Source organism: Rubripirellula lacrimiformis (assembly GCF_007741535.1).
Taxonomy (GTDB): Bacteria; Planctomycetota; Planctomycetia; order Pirellulales; family Pirellulaceae; genus Rubripirellula; species Rubripirellula lacrimiformis.
Genome location: NZ_CP036525.1, coordinates 440,051 through 459,723, shown reverse-complemented (window position 1 = coordinate 459,723; position 19,673 = coordinate 440,051). Strand labels below are relative to the sequence as shown.

Annotated in this window: 14 protein-coding genes; 5 read left to right on the top strand and 9 right to left on the bottom strand. The window is 56.6% G+C overall.

Going from position 1 to position 19,673, the window contains the following annotated elements:
* Positions 1-185: 185 nt before the first annotated feature.
* Positions 186-1,676: a sulfatase family protein gene (locus K227x_RS01635; RefSeq protein WP_315854334.1), complete on the top strand. Its 1,491-nt coding sequence runs from the start codon at positions 186-188 to the stop codon at positions 1,674-1,676.
* Between the two features lie 49 nt (positions 1,677-1,725).
* Here K227x_RS01635 and K227x_RS01630 read toward each other — a convergent pair whose 3' ends face one another.
* Entirely contained in the window at positions 1,726-2,034 is a 309-nt protein-coding gene (locus K227x_RS01630) for a Dabb family protein (protein WP_218933691.1), read from the bottom strand.
* Positions 2,035-2,393: 359 nt separating this feature from the next.
* Between K227x_RS01630 and K227x_RS01625 the strand changes: the two genes are divergently transcribed.
* Complete coding sequence (locus tag K227x_RS01625) at positions 2,394-3,659, top strand: putative sensor domain DACNV-containing protein (RefSeq protein WP_246146436.1); 1,266 nt, start codon at positions 2,394-2,396, stop codon at positions 3,657-3,659.
* A 7-nt stretch (positions 3,660-3,666) separates the two neighbouring features.
* Here the strand turns inward: K227x_RS01625 and K227x_RS01620 are convergent, their stop codons facing one another.
* The 6 genes from K227x_RS01620 to K227x_RS01595 form a co-directional block, all read right to left on the bottom strand.
* Positions 3,667-4,407 carry a peroxiredoxin-like family protein gene (locus tag K227x_RS01620; protein ID WP_145167769.1) on the bottom strand — a complete coding sequence of 247 codons (741 nt, stop codon included), beginning with the start codon at positions 4,405-4,407 and terminating at the stop codon, positions 3,667-3,669.
* 194 nt (positions 4,408-4,601) lie between these two features.
* Positions 4,602-5,354 carry an SDR family oxidoreductase gene (locus K227x_RS01615; RefSeq protein WP_246146435.1) on the bottom strand — a complete coding sequence of 251 codons (753 nt, stop codon included), beginning with the start codon at positions 5,352-5,354 and terminating at the stop codon, positions 4,602-4,604.
* A 360-nt stretch (positions 5,355-5,714) separates the two neighbouring features.
* Positions 5,715-7,511, bottom strand: coding sequence for an arylsulfatase (locus K227x_RS01610; RefSeq protein WP_145167768.1), 1,797 nt, complete (start codon positions 7,509-7,511; stop codon positions 5,715-5,717).
* 408 nt (positions 7,512-7,919) lie between these two features.
* Entirely contained in the window at positions 7,920-9,416 is a 1,497-nt protein-coding gene (locus K227x_RS01605) for a sulfatase family protein (protein WP_145167767.1), read from the bottom strand.
* Positions 9,417-9,533: 117 nt separating this feature from the next.
* Entirely contained in the window at positions 9,534-12,170 is a 2,637-nt protein-coding gene (locus tag K227x_RS01600; protein ID WP_145167766.1) for a FecR domain-containing protein, read from the bottom strand.
* Entirely contained in the window at positions 12,160-12,699 is a 540-nt protein-coding gene (locus tag K227x_RS01595) for a sigma-70 family RNA polymerase sigma factor (protein ID WP_145167765.1), read from the bottom strand. Before K227x_RS01595 ends, K227x_RS01600 begins: the two co-directional genes overlap by 11 nt.
* A 359-nt stretch (positions 12,700-13,058) precedes the next feature.
* On the opposite strand from K227x_RS01595, the gene K227x_RS01590 reads away from it, so the two are divergent.
* The 3 genes from K227x_RS01590 to K227x_RS01580 all read left to right on the top strand — a co-directional run bounded on the left by K227x_RS01590 (position 13,059) and on the right by K227x_RS01580 (position 16,400).
* Positions 13,059-14,267 (top strand): DUF1559 domain-containing protein, encoded by a 1,209-nt coding sequence (locus K227x_RS01590; protein ID WP_145167764.1) that lies wholly within the window; start codon positions 13,059-13,061, stop codon positions 14,265-14,267.
* Between the two features lie 111 nt (positions 14,268-14,378).
* A complete protein-coding gene (locus K227x_RS01585; protein ID WP_218933690.1) occupies positions 14,379-14,552 on the top strand; it encodes a hypothetical protein in 174 nt (57 codons plus the stop codon).
* Between the two features lie 318 nt (positions 14,553-14,870).
* Positions 14,871-16,400, top strand: coding sequence for a sulfatase family protein (locus K227x_RS01580; protein ID WP_145167762.1), 1,530 nt, complete (start codon positions 14,871-14,873; stop codon positions 16,398-16,400).
* 74 nt (positions 16,401-16,474) lie between these two features.
* Here the strand turns inward: K227x_RS01580 and K227x_RS01575 are convergent, their stop codons facing one another.
* Positions 16,475-17,896: a sulfatase family protein gene (locus K227x_RS01575; protein WP_145167761.1), complete on the bottom strand. Its 1,422-nt coding sequence runs from the start codon at positions 17,894-17,896 to the stop codon at positions 16,475-16,477.
* A 256-nt stretch (positions 17,897-18,152) separates the two neighbouring features.
* Positions 18,153-19,634 carry a sulfatase family protein gene (locus K227x_RS01570; RefSeq protein ID WP_218933689.1) on the bottom strand — a complete coding sequence of 494 codons (1,482 nt, stop codon included), beginning with the start codon at positions 19,632-19,634 and terminating at the stop codon, positions 18,153-18,155.
* Between the last annotated feature and the right edge of the window lie 39 nt (positions 19,635-19,673).

Below are 19,673 nucleotides of genomic sequence, written 5' to 3'. Positions count from 1 at the left end.
GATTGCTGGGATCCTACGGCAACCTCTGCTGCCGATCGCCATCGGCGACTATCATTGATTCGATCGCGGGCTTGAGCAGTCGATGGGGTGGAACAAAATCATGCCCCCACGCTTCTCTGCCCTGCCCTGCCCTGCCTACTGGCTGGCGTACCGCTGGCCCCACTGCTTTTCCACAAGGATCATCCATGCACAACCGCGGCCTGAACCTACCAATTGCACTTCTTTTGATTGGCCTGGGCGTTCCAAGTGTCATGGCCAATGAAGATCGCCCCAACCTTGTGCTGATCATCGCCGACGACATGAACTGGAATGATTGCGGAGCCTACGGGCACCCTGCGATCCGGACTCCGAACATTGATCGTTTGGCAACCGATGGGTTGCAGTTCGAACACGCCTATCTGACCACCAATTCGTGCAGCCCATCGCGTTCAAGCATCCTGACCGGAAAGTATCCTCACAACACAGGGGCCGAACAGTTGCATTGGCCGCTGCCGAAAGATTCCGAAACATTTTCCAAGCGGCTCCAGCACAGCGGCTACTACACAGCGGCGGCCGGGAAGTGGCACTTGGGCGACGCGGTTCGCGACCACTTTGACCGCATCTACGAGGCGGACGCGGCCGGATTCGTGCTACCGTCTAGCAAGGATGGTGAACCCGCCAAGATGGTCGCATCCCAACCCAGCGGATGTAAAGATTGGGAAAGAGCGATTGAAGAACGTCCTCGTGACCAACCCTTCTTTCTATGGCTAGCCGCACTGGACCCCCATCGCGAGTACACCGAAGGATCACTGGACCCACCCCACAGCCGTGATGATGTCATCGTACCGGCGCACTTGCCCGACACGGCCGATGTGCGTGAAGACCTGCGGCTTTACTATGACGAAATCGGGCGACTGGATACCTACGTGGGCAAGGTGGTCGCCAAACTGAAGCAGCAGAACGTCGATGACGAAACACTGATCCTGTTCATCAGCGACAATGGACGCCCGTTCCCACGCGACAAGACGACGCTCTACGACGGGGGAATCCGAACCCCTTGGATCGTTCGCTGGCCTGCGAAGGTCAAAGCGGGTGGAACCACCGAAGCCTTGGTCAGCAGCGTCGATATCGCCGCAACCTTCCTGGAACTTGCCGGCGCCAATGCGATGGCCAATGAAGGCCAGAGCTTTGCCAAGGTGTTGTGGAACCCTGAACAACCGCACCGCCAGTTCGCGTTTGCCGAAGATCACTGGCACGACTACGAAGATCACGCCCGATGCATCACGACCCAGCGATTCAAGTTGATCCGCAACGATTATGTCGACCTGCCACCGACGCCATCCGCGGATGCCGGACGCGGACTCAGTTGGCAGAACATGTTGCAGATGCAAAAAGCGGGAACTCTGTCGCCCGAACAACAAGCGTGTTTTCGATCACCGCGGCCACAGTGGGAACTGTTTGACCTGGAACGCGACCCGGGCGAACTGAACAACCGAATCAATGACCCGGCATACGCGTCGGTCAAGCAGCGTTTGACCCAAGCGTTGGCAAAGTGGACCGACGAAACGAACGATTATGTACCGTCTCGCCGAACCCCCGACGAATTCGACCGCGTGACTGGCGAACCCGATCACAGCGTCCGAATTCGACCGCGTCCATCGAAGAAAGACATGTTCGGCACCAACGGAAAGTATTGATACGATTGCATCGGCGGGCGGCAGCCGAACGCATCGGCGGCACGGGCCTTTAAGCGTCCAACGAGTCGTAAATGACGACCTTGGTCCAGTAGGGCTTGAAGTTGGCGATGAACGCTTGATGCACTTCGTCGTCGGTGCTTTGGTATCGATCATGTGCCGCTTTGTCGGCAAACACGGCGATCAGCTGGATGCTATACGAATTGTCAACCACCGCTCGATCGGTCATTGCGGGCACTCCAACGCGTGCCGATTCCATGTTGGGGCTGTTGCCCAGGCTCTTGACCCCTTCGATCACTTGCTGACGCTCTGCTTCGCCGACCCCGTCGCGCAACCAAAAATGAACACTGTGATAAAACATGGTGATGACTCCGGAGTGAAAGAATGGGACGATCGCCTGCTGCGGCGACCGCGGCATTGTAGAGACCAAACGACAGGTGGCCCAGTATCAGTGGATACGGTGCCACAGCGGACATGGCGCCAGCGGATGCGGGGCCCAGTGGTGCACAGGACCGGAACAAGCAGAGGGCCGAACAAGCACAGGACCGGAACAAGCACAGGTCCGAACAAGCACAGGTCCGAACAAGCACGGGTCCGAACAAGCACGGGCCCGATCGGGCACAGGATCAAGCCACCAACCGGTGCAGCTTCGAACAGCGATCAGCAACGTAGCGACTCATTTCAACGGAAGCGATGATTTCGACGATGGATCTTCATAAAGTGTCTGCCTACCCAATCGACATTGCGACCGCTCTTCGCGAGCGGTGGATATCGCGAGACCATCCGCTTGACGCGCTTCCCGATCACAACGTCGTCGTCACTCTGCTGGACACGATGTACCAAGCGAGTTTGTTGCGTGAGGAAAAATCCGCGGTCCAGTGCCGCATCGTCTTCGTGTCCCAGGACGTTTTCCAGCGTGAAGCAGCGGACGGATCCAGCCCGCTGCATGTGCTTCGATTCGACGAACCGGCGCCCTACACGGCTCATAACCTAAGGAAACTGGCTGCGGCTGCTGGCTACTACCGCGCCCTCCTTGCCGTGTACCGAGACCCGTCGGGTCAATTGAGCGTTTGGGGAATGATCGTAACCGGCACCGAATGGGTCAACCACTTGGAAGGCGGTCGCTTGCCCGCTGCTCCGCTGCCGGACAAATTGGTAATCCAAGCACTTTCCCCCGGACACATCGTCGCGACCTGTGGCTATACACGGATCCTGGAATCCAACACGGGACAGTTGCTGAAGGACGGGTTCGACCCGTTCCTTTCGAAATGGCTGCCCCAACGATTCGTAGCGATTCGGGAATCGTTGCTGGACGAAATGGGCGATCACGCCGCCCAAGGCACGGGATGCCAAGTTTGTGACGACTTTGTCAAAGATCTCGCGCAGCGATTGGTGCGCCGCGTGCTTCGTTTGGTCCGCATGCGCGGCCACGGTGGAATGCTGGTGTATTTGCCCGAGAATGCCTGCGACCAAGGCATTCCGGATGAATGGTTTCGATTTCGCGTTCGTTTTCAGCCAGACGATTCCACCTTTCGATTCCGTCGGCTAATGCTGAAGCTGATGAAACGGGCGGCAGAGATCGGCCGGGTCCGCGGTCTGGCCGTCGTCACCCTGAACGACTATCTGCAAATGTTGGATGCCGATCTGGCCAGCATCGACGAAGCACTGATCGAGTTCAGCCATCTGCTGGCCGATTTGATGAACGTCGATGGATCGTTGGTGCTGGACCGTAGTTTTCGCCTGATCGGATTCGGGGGCGAGATCCTCGGCAATTCGCATGTATCAAGCATCCACCGCGCCCTTGATCTGGAGGCGGCGAAGACGATCTCTGAACGTGCCGATTCGTCTGGGACCCGGCATCGTTCGGCCTATCGTTTGGTCAACGGAATCAACGACGCGATTGCCGTGGTGGTATCGCAAGACGGCGACGTCCGTTTCGTCGCCTGTTTGAACCAGAAACTGACGTACTGGCCGTATCTGCCTTAGCGGGAGATCAATCGGCTGCGATCGCTTTCACGGCGGCAATCACTTCGGCTGGTTCTGCACGCTTTTTGTAGTCTGCGTCCAAGAAGGCGTAGGTGATTTTGCCGGACTTGTCGACGACGTATGTCGCCGACAACGGCAACTGCAAATCGTCGTTGCCGTTGTACGTCTTCAACCTGCCACTGTCGCGATACATCGGTGCGATCGTCGATGGCAGGTCAAACACGATGCCGTACTTTTTAGCCAGTTCGTTATTTTTGTCGTGCAACGCAACGATATTCAGATCGTTCGCTTCGGCCGTTTGTTTGGCCTTTTCGGGAAGCTCGGGGGTCAGGATGACCAGCTTCGCGCCTGCGTTTTCGATCTTGTCCAAGTTTTGCTGCATCGCCCGAAGCTGAATGTTGCAGTACGGGCACCAACCGCCGCGATACCACATCAGAACGATTGGGCCTTCGTTCCAAAGTTCACTTAGCGTGATCGTGTTCCCTTTCCAGTCTTTCAATTGACCGTCGACCGCCGCATCCCCAACTTGCTTGGCTGATTCCTCGATCCCTGTTGCACGCACCATTTCGACACCCTTTTTGGCGGCTGCCAATCGGTCCGCTGGCATACGGTTGATCGACTGAGCCGCTTTTTCGGCCAACTGCTGCGACATCGTCATGGCGGGCTTGGATTCCTGAGACATCGCAACATTGGACAAGAACGTCGAAGCCGAAAAAGCAGCGATCGCTAGATGGAGAGAAGGTTTCATTCGAAGGCTCGATTTCATGGTCATGATCAGAAGGAGAAAAGAGTTGCCGAAAGTCTTGGCGACTTTCGCTACGGGTTGATGGGACGCAGTGACGGGCGAATTTGCATTCGCGAGAAGTTGCCGAAAGTCTTGGCGACTTTCGCTACGGGTTGATGGGACGCGGTGACGGGCGAATTTGCGCTGGCGAGAAGGTACTAGTTTGACATGCCACCATCGGCACGAATGTGTTGGCCAGTGATCCAATCGGCATCGTGGCTGGCAAGAAACGAAACGACGCCCGCGACATCGTCCGGAGTTCCCAGACGCTTGAACACGGAAAGCTGACGAAACACCTCTTGACGGTCTTCACCGCTTTCGTCGAACACCCCCGGCACGGTCGCGCCGGGACGGACGCTATTGACGGTCAGCCCGCGTGGTCCAAGTTCGTGAGACATCGACACCAACATCGCATCGATGGCGGCTTTGGTTGCGGAGTAAACTCCCATGCCCGGTCGTGGACGCTCCGCCAGCTGCGACGAAATGAAGATGATCCGGCCGCCGTCGCGAACACGCCGGGCCGCTTCGCGAATGGTCAAAAACGCACCCAATAGGTTGACCGAAATCAGCTTTTGGAAATCATCCAGCGAACAATCGGCGACGGGCCCACCGATCGAAATCCCTGCGTTTGCCACGACCACGTCGACGGGTCCAAAACGAGACTCGGCCTCTTCGAACAGCTTGGACATCTGCTGCTGATCGGTCACGTCGGCTTGAACTGCAACGGCACGACCGCCGACTTCACACAGCGATTCCACCAAGCCGGCCGCACCTTCGCTGTCCGAATGATAATGGACAACCACGTTGAAACCGTCTTTCGCAAGCCGTCTGCAAATGCCACTACCGATTCCACCGGAACCGCCTGTGACGATCGCGGTTTTCTTGGTCGATGGTGCTTCGTCCATTGGCATGTTTGTGTGATCTACCCATCATTTGAAATTGCCGGTGCTGGTCGCACCCGGATTGCTGACATCCCCATGATGAATGGGCAACACCACTTTCCATCCGCCACCGGGATCGACGAATCCCGTGGTGCGAACTCCATTCCGCCCCGTCGCGGGGACCTTTGGAAGTTGCGATTTTACGCAGGCCGGATCAAGCAAACGGCGTAAATTCCGGATCGGCGGACGCAAACGAAAATTTCATCTCCGACCAAAGCTAGGTTGATCATGCCACCGTTTGCGCTGATCCGGCATGAATTGCGCCCTGGATCCGGCCTACAACTTGACCACAAATACAAAAGGCGCAACTTCAAGACGGACACACTGGGTTCACTCCAAGAAGGTGACGACAACGTAGTACGCCCCCAGTTCCCCTTCGCTGATCTCGAAAACGGGAGCCAATTGATGGGAACCCTTTTTCAGGTTCGTCACAAAACTGACCTCGGCTGCATCCTGGGCAACCGGCTTTCGTTGCAAGTCTTCTGCGTCGATGCGAAGGACCGCCTGGGTGGCGGTGATCGCCTGGCCGGGCGTGGCACGGAAGGGCGTGGTGGCGCCCGGAACATCGTCACCGGCGGGAAGGGCAGCATTGATGGCGGCTCCCGATTCGGCTGGCCAGCGGCGCAGCGAGACTTGGTACTTGCCATCGCGAATCACCTTCACCGCCCAGTGACCTTCGTGGACAAGCCTGCCCGAATCGGGGCGTTTGCGATCGGCAGCGCGGATCGATCCTTGGTGCCAAGGCGGATAGACGTTCTGAATCCAGTCGTGGGCGGTCAGACGGACCACCGGATGATCGGGGTGCCCCAGATAGATTTCAGTGGTCTGCGAAAAGGTCGGCTTCAACTCGGCCCACCACTGTTCATAGAACTGCCGCATCTTCGCAACTATTTCGGGATGATCGCTGGCGATGTTGCGTTTCTGCCCCGGGTCGGCGGCGACATCATAAAGCTCTTTGCGGTTCACGAGTCTGTACTTCTGCATCATCACCGCGGAACTTCGCCACTTGATCGGATCGCGCACACGCTGGGAATCACTGATGACCAAACGCAGCGGCCAATCCACATCTTGGGTGGGATCCAGCAACGCGGCGATGGATACGCCATCAAACTTCACCTGTTCGGGTTTCTTGACGCCCGTCATTTCCAGCAAGGTTGGAACGATGTCGACGGCGTGCGTAAGCTGCGGAACATCATGCTGCTTTGTGATCCCACCGGCCGGCCAATGCAGAAAGAAGGGAACACGGTGGCCTCCTTCGTAGGGACTCCCCTTCCCTGCCTTCATCCCCGCGTTGTAGACCTTCGCGCCGCTGGCGGTCCCATTGTCAGTCGTGAATACAAAGATCGTGTCGTCGGCCACACCAAGTTCCTCGATCAACTTCCGCGTCTTGCCAACGTTATCGTCGACGTTGGTAATCATGCCGTAAAAAGCGGCGATGTTGTCCGATTGATCGGGGTACATGTCCATATACTCCGGCGGACAGTGCAGCGGTTTGTGCGGTGCGTTCGTCGAAATGTAAGCAAAGAATGGCTTGTCAGCCTTGGCACAGTTGCGAATGAATTCGTTGGCTTGATCAAAAAAGACATCGGTGCAGAAACCTTTCGCCGCAACGATCTCGCCGTTGTGAAAATATGATCCGTCAAAGTAGGCGTTGTCCCATAGGTCCGGTGTCTGACCGATACCGCCTCCACCGTGCCGATAGACCTCAGTGAATCCGCGGTCCTCGGGACGATAGGGATAGTTGTCGCCCAGGTGCCATTTCCCGAACATTCCGGTTTCATAGCCCGCGTCGGTGAACATCTGCCCGACCGTGACCTCGTTCTCTCGCAACATCGACCGACCCATGATCGTGTGCCAGACTCCCGTGCGGTTCGTCCAGTGTCCGGTCAACAACGAACATCGCGTGGGCGAACAAGTCGGGGCCACGTGATAGTCGCTCAGCCCCGAACTCTGGGACGCCAACCGATCAATGTTCGGAGTCTTGATGATTGGATTGCCAGTGCATCCAAGGTCGCCGTAACCCTGGTCATCGGAAATCACAAACACCACATTGGGACGACCTGCCAAAACAGTCGCGGAAACGAATAGACCGACCGCGACAAGCGGGACACGCAAATTCAAAATCATGGTTGACGGCACACCTTGAAAAGTGAGAGGGGATGGGGTTCGTATCCGGGCCCGTCCAGGCCCGACAAGTCGAACAACCCGGAAAGCCTATCGGGCTTCGCCAAGGGAGTAAATCATTTGCGATGCGGCGAGCCGATCGAATCAAAAGCTCACGGGCAACAGTGATCCGCTGTTGCCGCAAGGTAAAGGGCAACGGAGAATGCCCGGCCGCTGACGCGATCACGGCTGACTCGATCAGCAGGCCGCTGGTTCTGGTTCTGGTTCTGGGGTGACGAAATCCTCGTTAGCAACGAGCGATCAATATGTGTTGTTTCTTTCTTCCCCCTCTCTCTAACTTTCTCCCCCGCAAACCGCTGCGCGGCGGGGGCGAGAGGACTTTCATCGCGACACTGATTGATCGCTCGTTGCTTACCTCGCCATCGCGTCGCTCTTTTCAGAGATCGGAATGTTCCGATCAAAATGGACTCCGTATCGACGGTAATCGTTGTAGCCGACCGCTTGATCGTTCCACCTGGCCACTTCTTGATCGTATCGCCGCCGCATCTGGTCAAGCATCGTTTTGCTTCCCGAACGGCTAGCAAGATTGGTCAGTTCGAGCGGATCATTTTGAAGATCAAACAGTTCCTCGACTGGATCCATCTGATCGTCGCCGTACCACCAATACGTGTACTTCAACTGCGGGGTCAGACAGGTCAGGCTGGAATTTGATTCAGGCCCAAACAGGTTCATGAACGCCATTTGGTCATGGCCCCCCTGGTCGGGATCCTGCAACAATCCCAACAAGCTTTTGCCATCCATGTTGCTAGGTACCGGCAAACCGGCCAACTCTAAGAACGTCGGTGCAAAGTCGATATTGCCGGTTAGACGATCACAGCGGAGACGCTTGCCACTGACAGGGCTGCGGGGATCGTAGATCATCAGGGGAACTCGCGACGATTCCTCCATCGGCAGAACCTTCGATCCGTATCCATGCGACCCACAGATGTAGCCGTTGTCACTGGTGTAGATCACCACGGTATTGTCCGCGACGCCCTGTGCCGTCAGTTCATCGCGAATCATGCCGACGGCCACATCGATGCCATGAACCTGTTGATGATATTTTGCCATTTCGCCGTCATAGTCGCTGTCATAATTCCACTCGATGAAGCGAGGGTACTGACGTCCCGTCTTGCTTTGCGGCGACAGGTGTTCCCCAAATTCGCGACCAAAGTTTGCTGGTTTCGTAAACTTTTTGCCAGCGTAAACGTCATTGAATCGAGGGTCGGGGGTCGCCGGTTTGTGCGGTGCCTTGAAACTGATCGACAAGCAGAACGGTTTGTCCTGTTTGACCGATTCACGAATGACGTCTTGGCCAAACGCGCCGTAGGACAAAGTCGAGTGTGGGTAGTCCTTGGCGTACTTCTGCATCGAACCGTTCTTGGCCGTCGAATAATTCGTTTGCCCAGGACCTCCACCCCAAAAATCAAAGTCTTCTTCGCACAGCCCTTTGCCCGCGACGACGATTCCAAACTTACCAGCGAATCCCGTCAGGTAACCCGCTTGGCGAAGCAGAACAGGATACGACTTTGCCCACACGTCGGCGTGCATGTCACCGTGGGTAAAGTTGCATCCGGTTTTGTATTCGTACATCCCGGTGAACACATTGGCGCGACTGGCCATGCAGATGGCTGTCGTGTTGTAGTGCCGGTCAAATGCCAAGCCGTCGTGGGCTAGCTGGTCCATGTTGGGAGTGATCGCGTCCTGGTTCCCGTAGCACCCAACCGAATAGGTGCATTGATCATCCGCAAACAGAAACACGATATTAGGACGCGAAATCTCGGCATCGGCGGCGTCCAACGGCCGAACCTGCGTCGCATGAATCCACAGACAAGCAGCGATCAACAGCAATGATTTGGGAATTTGCATTCAGATTCTCACTCAATCGTTTTCGTAAAGTGCCGGACAGATCCCGCGAACCGTCGATGATCATACCTCCGTGCGGCATCGACGTTCGAACTGCTAACCCTGCTCACCACCACCACGTTACGGATTGCCGGCCGTGACCCGCAAAGTGTCGGGTGACCCCGAATCATCGGTATCGACAAACTGAAACGACCAACGATTCGGATCAACGGAGTCTGAAAACTGCAATCCGTTGTCTTCAAGCTTACCTTCCCAGGTCATCAAATCCCATGAACCGGTGAGCGTTTCGTCGGCGAAACGAACATCCAGCAGCGATCCCGAATCAAACGTTACGTCCCCACCGCCATCGTCCCCCGTTTCATCGATATCAATGGGGGTAACGCCGCCGGCATCCATCGCAGCGATCAACGTGCTGCCGCTTTTCTGAACCCAGAACCCATCACGACTGCCCTGGGAACCGATCGCGATTCGTTCGATGTCCGAACCATGGACAGCGAATGTTCCAACCCCACCCAATCGACCAAGCGTCACTCCGCTTCGCGTCGTGAGCGAACCGCCAGAGATTTCCAGAAGTCCATGCCCTTGATTCGCACCGATATCGAGGCTGCCCACGGTTCGGCCAGCGCCCCGAATGACAAGCAACGTTCCGCCGTTCAGGTGATAGGTTCCGACGGATCCCATATCCAAGCCCATTTGCAAGGCATTCATCACGACATCGCCCGCATCCTGCGTCACAACTCCATCCCCACCGGCTACGCCGATGCGTGTTCTGCTCTCGGCGTTGCCAGTCGTTTTCAACGAACCGCCCGAGATCTTCAACGCGCCGATGCGACCTTCCCCCGAACCGACTCGAATGGCATTCAGATTCGGCGACTGACCCTGTGAATAATGAGCATGCCGTTCACCCGCGCCATCGATCAGGACGACGTCGTGACTCGATGGCACAATTCCCGCTGCCCAATTCTTATTCACGTCCCATCGATTGTCGCCATGGTCGGATTCCCATTCGATCACTCGCAGATTCTGGTACGCGCGGACCTCGCGGTCAGTGATCGCACGATCGAACATTGCCAGTTCATCGATACGACCACACAGTCGGCCGCGGATTTCGTGTGACTGCGGATCAGGCCACTGCGGATCAGGCCTCTGCGTTCTAGGCCACTGCGTTCTAGGCCACTGCGGTCCACTAAGACCGCCGTTCCCAATTTCCAACTGACCATCCAACCGCATTTCGTCGGCAACCACTTCGATTCGATGCGCCGACACACATGTGCCATCGATGTATTGCCGACACTCGTCTTGTTCGTCATCCCACACCAACGCAAGATGCACCCAGGTCCCAAGCTGCTCGGGACGGAAACGGAATTCGCTAACGTATTTTGCGACATCTCCATTGGCTGAACGCTGCAACAACTCCAATCGCCCAAGTGCCGGATGGTCCGCCATCGGGACGATCTGCCATCGCACCTCCTCTGCCCCGTGACCCCGGATCGTCCACAGCGAACTGGGGGTCAAGTTCAAGGCATCCAGCCGCAGGGACAGGAAACAACTAAGGGACCTGCGATTGCCCGAACGGTGATTCGGTGACAGCGGAACGAGCAGACGGTCGAAGGGGTTCTTGAATTCGAGCGCGTGCTTCCCTGGCCATCGCCCGACCGCGTGATCACATCCCACGATCGTTCCATCGGTCGACCGACTAGCGCCGACCGCCTTGTTCGTCAGCACCGTATCGGCATCTTTCCGCGTTTGGAAATCAAAATACAGGAAGCAATCGGGATCTTGGACCAACACTTGCCGCCGCCGATCCCAAGCCTCGACCACTTGCTTCACGATGACCTGCTGGCGAGACGACAGTGTGCCGGCGGCAAGAAACTCATTCTTTCGCGACGGGATATCCCGATATCCTCCTTGGCTAACGCCCACGGACTGGCCCTCTTGAAGTTCACGCGTGACCTGGTCGGTTGACGTGGAAACCAGTTCAACCATCCCCTCGATCACGTGCACTTCGGTTGCCGTTTCCCCGCCAACATCCATTGCAAAACTGGTACCTCGGTCAACCACATTGACCATCGGCGTCCGCACGACGAACCCGTGGGCGGGTGGCGGAACATCCACTCGCAATCGGCCGGCAAGGCAGCGAACTTCCATCCCGTTGATCACTTCCAGGTCGCCTGGTCCTTCCAGGCGGACAATCGCCCCGCGATTGGTTTGCAGTTCGATCAAACCGCTTTCGATCTGAATTCGATGCGACACCATCACCTCGCCAACGCTTAGCGGTCGGGTGCCTTCGACCCACTGGACATCCATGACACTGCGCAACATCGCCGCCCAAACGGCTGTCCCGTCTGGGGCGTCCTGGGCGGCGCCGACCGGCATCGACTGGGCCAAAGGGGCGGGTTCCTTGGCCAACACCGTCTGTGGGCGAGCGGTCGGCCCGCCCCGAGTTTTCTTTAGCATTCGATAGCCTGCAAACGTCAGCGCTACCGATGCTGCGATCGCAGCGAGCATCAACAGCATCGCCCGACCAGCCTTCGGCTGCGGCAGCGACGTATCGGGCGAATCCCCCAAATTGACGCCGGCCCCCCAACTCTCTTGCCCCCATTGGCGTAGCATCGAATTCATGTTCGCCCGCGCCCAGAATTCATCACGCGCACGCGGCGAAGCCAAAAGCATCTGTTCCAATTCGCGTTTTGTTTCCTGACAAAGCCCTTCGTCAAGATACAAATGGATCAACACATGCAGTCGTTCAATGTCCATCGTTTTGGCCCGCTAAACGAGTGTCGATACAATCCTGAAGCACGTCGCGGGCTCGGGACAGGACCACGTACACCGACTCGGTCGTCCAGCCCAGCAATCTCGCAATCTCGCCAGCCTTATGAGCGCGAACATAGCGAAGATCGATTGCACGACGCGTATGTGGTGCAAGCGAGTCCAAACATTTCTGCAACGCGACAAGCTGTTCGTCGCGAACGTCCTGCGGCTCTGGCGAATGGACCAAACAAACCGCCTCGATCACCTCGGGCGATAGACAGCAAGCGTTCTTTCCCTGTCGTCTGCAGTCCTCCAGCACCTTTAGCTGGGCGACTCGGCAGGCCCACGCGACGAAGTTCGTCCCGCGCACAAACTCGTCCGACTTTGCTGCGATCGTCAGGAACGTTTCCTGCATCACATCATCGGCCCGACTCATGTTGGGAAGGATACTGAGCACAAATCCGCGGATCCGTGGCGAGTGTTTTACGAACAATCCGTTCACGTGGTCTTGGTGCGAATGGAGGCTATCGGTCATGTCATCCACCCATCGTTGTTCATTTCCAATTTGTCGTCAGTGGCCCCATGGATATGAGAGAGGTTCGAAGAACCTGAACAAAGAAAACGGAAAGAAGCAGGGAAAAGGTGAGCACGCGGCCGGGACCACCAAGATCCCGTCGCCGGCAGCCGACTGCCCAACGCTTAGAATAGAAGATTTGCCGGCGTCCAGCATAAAGTGACTTTTTTCTTACTTTCCATGTTAAGAATCCATTAGGATCCCTCATATAGCCTTTAGGTCCGGCAAACGACCACTGAATCTGATTTTCGGATGGACTATTCCCGCTTGCCGTGATCCATCTGCTTCATTTTGAGTCATCTCTATTCTCGAGGAAGACTATGAAAATCGCTCAAAAGCGAGGTTTCACCCTAGTGGAACTGCTCGTCGTCATTGCAATCATTGGAGTACTGGTGGGGCTGCTGCTGCCCGCTGTGCAATCCGCTCGCGAAGCCGCTCGGCGGATGAGCTGCAGCAACAACTTCAAGCAACTGGGGTTGGCCATCCACAATTACCATTCGGCATTCAACCAGTTGCCAACCCACGGGACCGGAACTCAACCGGGAACCCCCGACGCCTGGTTTCGACCTTCCAACCTCGGCAATCGCTATCGATTAAGCATGCTTGTTCCCATCCTGCCGTTTATCGAGCAGCAGGCGCTGTGGGAGCAGATTTCGAACCCCAACCAGAATCGGACAGACGGCACCGTCCAAAATCCACCGTGGCCACCGATGGGATCCACGCCGGACCAAATCCAATACATCCCCTGGGCCACGGAAGTCAACGGCTACCGATGTCCGAGCGATCCCGGGTTTGGGCTGCCCGCTTTGGGGCGAACCAATTACGCAACCTGCTTTGGTGATTCCAGCTGGCGAACCTACTTTGGCCCGTACAACAATCAGCGAACGGCGATCACCACGGGTGCATCGAGACAAGCCAATGCGGCCCACCGCGGCATGTTCAAACCGCTTCAAAAATCACGCTTCCGCGACTGTCTGGATGGACTGTCCAACACGATCGCGATGGGCGAAATTGCCACCGACCTTGGCGACAACGACAATCGGACCAATGCCACCGAATCGGCCCCGAACTCCAGTGCCCCCGGCGTCTCGCTGGGCGGCATTCGAAACAATCCCGCCGTCTGCAAACCGTTGGTCGATCCCCTTAGACCCCGATTTTGGGCACCTCAGTACGTGATGCAATCGCGGAAACTCTTCGCACGCGGTTATCGCTGGGCAGACAACGGCGCGTTGTTTTCCGGATGCATGACGATCCTGTCGCCGAACCGCGAAGTCTGTGGTCCTTACAACACGCTGGGCACCACGTTGGTTGCAACGATGTCCAGCCGCCACCAAGGCGGATGCCATGTCCTGATGGGTGATGGAGCGGTCAAGTTTGTCACCGATTCCATCGAAGCCGGCGACTCTACCGTTGGCAATGTCTGGCTCAACGGCACCGGCGTCCGAACCCCTGGATCGGCCAGCCCCTACGGACTGTGGGGCGCACTGGGTACGCGTGCCTCGCGAGAAGTCATTGACCAAGAAATCTAGTCCCGCCTTCATTCGTTCCGCCGCGAATGTCCGTCGGGCCTTGAATGCCAATGACACCTTGGGTTTCGCGAGGCACGAATGTTCATTCCTCCATCCACTCACCGAGTCAACATGATGAAAGCAACTCCCTTTCTAACGCTCCTGTTCCTCGTCGCTTTGGTCGCCGGCTGTGGCGACGATTCCAACCGAACCGTGACCGGCGATGCCGACGCGCAGGCGATTGCCGACTATGAAGCCGAACTTGCCAAAGTGACCGGCCAGGACATTACCGAAACCGAAGAATAGTCGTTCGCATGCGACATCCCCCCCGCAGCCACTTGAACCGGTCACTGAAACCGGTCATCGCGTTCAGCCAGCGAGGTTCGCGGGGGATCCATGCCCTGATTTCTGTCCAGGCGACACCAGCACCAACCGCCGTGTGAAGCCTTCGCCTGTTTCGCCGGTCAGCATGCTTGACGGATCAGCGTGCTTGACCAAGCAGCATCGGGCGAACAAATTCCTTGCCATCCCAGCCAATATCGGGCGATCCCGGTCTCTGGTAACGGTGGCGTTGCGCTCCATCGTTATCCTGCCCCCCCTCTTTTTCGGAAGTAGAGAACACCTATGAATTCAGCCTCACCGATGTTTCTCGGCCTGATGGCAGCGGTCTGTTTCGCTGAAATCCAAGCAGCCGAACCGAGTGAGGTAGCCGAGAGCAGTCCGAACATCGTGTTCATCCTTGCCGATGATCTTGGCTATGGCGACGTTCATTGCTTGAACCCCGACGGTGGCAAGATCGCCACGCCAAAGATCGATCAGTTGGCGTCACAGGGAATGACATTCACCGATGCCCACAGTTCCTCGTCGGTCTGCACGCCGACCCGGTACAGCATCCTGACTGGGCGTTACAACTGGCGGACAAGGTTGCAAAGAAGCGTCTTGTACGGCTTTGCTCCACCGTTGATTGATCGCGATCGAATGACCGTCGCCGGGTTCCTGCAACAGCACGGGTACACGACCGGGGCAATTGGCAAATGGCACCTGGGCATGGATATCCCGTGGACCGACGACACTCCGCTGGAAGGTCACAACCCACAGAACATTGATTGGGCCGCACGAATCAACAACGGCCCGGTCGATCGCGGCTTCGACTATTTCTATGGCATCTCGGCGTCCCTCGACATGCCGCCCTACCTGTACATCGAAAACGATCGCTTCGTTGGACAGGGAACCGTCACGAAAGCGTTTCGCCGAAAGGGGCCGGCCGATCCCAGTTTCGAAGCGGTTGATGTCCTGCCCATGATTGCTGAAAAGTCGGTCGACTTCATCCGTCAACAAGATGGTACCCAACCGTTCTTTGCGTACATCGCCTTCACGTCTCCTCACACCCCCATCCTGCCGTCAAAGGACTGGCAGGGCAAAAGCGAAGTGGGCCCGTACGGCGACTTCGTCATGCAAACGGACGCAGTGGTTGGCGAAATCGTTGCAGCCGTCGACCAGTCGGGATTCGCAAACAACACAATCGTCATCGTCACCAGCGACAATGGTTGTTCCAAAGCGGCTGGCATCCACGACATGATTCGCAAGGGGCACCACCCCAGTGGCCCGTTCCGCGGATCCAAGGCTGACTTGTGGGATGGTGGACATCGGGTTCCGTTCTTCGCCCGCTGGCCTGAAAAAATCGTCCCCGGAAGCGTTTGCGACCAAACCATTTGCCAAGTTGACTTGATGGCGACTTGCGCCGACCTGGTGCACAGCAAGATTCCGGACGGCGCAGCCGAAGACAGCGTTAGCTTTCGGAACGCATTGTCGGGCGACAAAAACCCAGCTTCTCGCGATGGCCTGATTCACCATTCCATTGGTGGCCATTTCGCCTATCGACAAGGAAGATGGAAACTGTTGCTGTGCCGCGGATCGGGCGGGTGGTCGTCGCCCAACGAAAATCAAGCGGCAAAGAACAAGGACCTACCGATCGGCCAACTGTATGACATGGACTCTGATCCTGGCGAAACCAACAATCTTTACTCGGTCCACCCCGACCTGGTTGCAAAGCTTCTCGCCAACCTAAAGTCAGACATCCACAACGGCCGCAGCACGGCTGGCGCTGCGGCAACGAACGATGTTGCGATCCAGGTCCAAAAGATTTCGCCCTAGGACCGTGCGAGAAAAAAAGAGTCCGCTCAGTCCTTCGGCGGCTGCACTTTAGCGGACGAAAATCGTCGCCGGCATCACGGTGCGTCCTTGGAATCTGATTCTCGCAAGTTCGAAAAGACATCCCCGGTGGGTGCATCGGGCAGCGTCGATCGCCACTGGGAAATCGAAGCGTTCAGCTCCCTGACGATCTCCGGGTTGGTGCCGGCCAGATCGTTCTTTTCCAACGGATCGGCAACGATGTCGTACAGTTCCGACATGCTTTGATCGCGATCGGTCAACAGTTTCCAGTTGCGGTCGACCGTGGCATAAGACACCCAATGGTACGAACCTTTGGCTTTGGCCGAACCTCGCCCCGACATCTTCCAGAACAGTGGGATGGACCGGCCCACCGTCGCTTCGCCAGTCAACGCTGCGATTTGCCCAACGCCATCGGGACGATAGCTTGGCGGCAACTTGACTTCCGCGATCTCACAGAACGTGGGCAGAAGGTCCACTGCGGAAATCATCGATGTCTTGTCGATTTTGCCTTTTGAGATCTTTCCCGGCCAACGTGCGATGAACGGAACATTGATACCGCCTTCGAACAGGGCGGCTTTGTAACCCTTGCGACCTGCAGTGATTCCTTTGGACGCCGCGATTCCATACCCACAACCTGTGGCGCTGTCGTGCATCAATTCCAACTCTTTTCCGCCTCTGGCTGGGCCGTTGTCGCTGCTGAAGATCACCAGCGTGTTCTCAGTCAAATTCAATCGATCCAGTGCATCGAGCACCTCACCGATCCGGTCATCCGCATGCGATAACACCGAAGCGTAAATCTGATCGGTTTCATCCAGTCCGCTATCGCGAAATCGCCAACGGTATTTCGGGACGGTGTGAAAGGGAGTATGCGGTTCGTGCATCCACAGATTGACAAAAAACGGCTTACCCGCTTCGTGGCTCGCTTCCATGAATTCGATCGCGTGATCCGCGTCCTCGTGAACCGGCATCTGTTCCCCCGAGCAATTGAATGCACCGTAGGTGTCGTAGCCATACACAGCCGGCGACGGCGAGTCCGGGATCATGTTGTTGGACAGATGCCATTTCCCAAAGTGAGCCGTGGCGTAACCACCGCTTTGCAATAGCCGCGGCAGCGTCACAACATTGGCATCCAACCAATCGGGCATATTCCGTTTGGCGTTGCTTGGAACCCAAGCAAAGTGCCCGTCAATGTTGTATCGGGCCGGATAATGTCCGGTCATCACCGATGTGCGACTCGGCGAACACACGCCGCTGGCAACGGTAAAGCGATGAAAGTCGGTACCTTCACGAGCCAAGCGGTCGATGTTCGGCGTCTTCACGTAGGGATGACCATGGCAGCCAAGGTCACCCCATCCCCAGTCATCGGCAAAGATAAAGACGATGTTCGGACGGGTTGTCTCTGCCAATGCTTTCAGCGGCGACAAACACGTCGCCAGCAAGCAAGTGGCCAACAAGGCCAGAAAGAAAATCCGCTGCATCGGGATCACTCGTGATGGGGGGGGGATGAGATGACGTAGCTATTCCGATCAATGATAACCCAACACCAGAGCCATGAAGTTGCCATCTTTCACTGCGTCCCGCGAGAAAAGCCGGACTCTCATCGATGGTAAGCGACCAGCGATCAACCAGTGTCGCGATCAAATTCATCTCGCCCCCGCCGCGCAGCGGTTTGCGGGGGGGAGAGAGTTAGAGAGAGGGGGAAGAAAGAAACGACACTGATTGATCGCTCGTTGCTTACTTATCCTGTGATTCGGCCTTCAAAAAGTCGTACTCGGGCGAAACACACTTCCCCTGGGATGACTGGAACACCAACCGCAGCGATTCGCGACTCTCTGGATAGCGTCCTTTGTCGTCCGTGCTTTCTTCCCACTGCTGCAGGTGATCACGATGCTGATTCAGGACCGATTCAAAGTCCGGGTTGCTGGCCAAGTTGAACGTCTGATGGGGGTCGTTGATCAGGTCATACAACTCTTCGACGGGACGATCATCGGCATCATAATAGGACGCCTGCAGTGGGCTAAGCTGACCTGCCGCTAACATCTTTCGCATCGTCACAAACGTTGCGTATCCGTCACGATACTGTGGCTGATACAGCGGGCGGTCGACCATGTAGTTTCGAATGTAGCGAAACCGTTTGGATCGTACGGTGCGAATCCGATCGATTGCATTGCCCATCCGATCACGCGCCGAGATCACGAACTGCTGTGGCTGGTATCGATCGGCGAACAGGTCTCGCCCTTCCATGAACTGGGGGATGTCGATCCCTGCCAATCCGAGAGAACTGGCGGGAATGTCGATGCCGCTAACTAGATCGGATCGTGTGGATCCAGACTTCACGTCGGTTCCAACACTTTCAGGCAATCGTACGATCAGCGGAATCTTGGTGCCGTCTTCGTACAAGAACTGCTTGGACCGCGGCAACGGACTTCCGTGATCGGTAAAGAAGAACACGACCGTGTTGTCCCACAAATCATATTCCTTCAATCCGGACACGATCGCTCCGACCTGCTGGTCCGTTTCCGAAATCTGTTGATAGTGGCGGGCGATCGCGTTTCGAAACACAGGATGATCGGGGTACTGGGGCGGTACCGCAACTTGGTCATCCTCCACATCGCTTTCGGCCGGATACTTCGCGCCGGTTTCGCCGCCAAACTTTCCGCCCTTCAGTTGGATTTGCCCGAAGAACGTCTTGCCTTGCAACTGTTTCAACCAGGACACGTCGCGTCCCAGCATGTGTGAATGGACCTGCCGGGTCGTAGGACGCTGAAACTCAGGCGAGTACATCAGGTCGCGGTCTCGCTTGAAATTGTAGTCGTCCTTCGCTTCGTTGAACGTCAGGTATCCAGCAGTGCGAAACAGTTCCGCAACGGTCAACAAATCATCGGGCAAAGGCTTTTTGATCATGGTCCGATGCTGGTGCAAACCATGGGTTGTTTGCATGGTACCGGTGATCAACGCGGAGCGCGCCGCCGAACAGACGGGGGCCGGTATGTAGGCGTGCTGAAACAAAACGCCTTCGCTGGCAAGGCGGTCAATGTTCGGTGTTTCAGCGATCGGATCACCATAGCACCCCATCCAGTCGCTCATATCGTCGACATAGATCCAAAGAACATTCGGCCTATCCGCCTGCACTTCACAGGGGCACAAAGCCAACAGCAAAGCCGCCAAAACAACGATGGCTAAAACTGGAAACTGCCGTGATAAAGATGAATTCATGATGACTCTTGATGCCCGAACTTTTGTGGCGAGAAGATC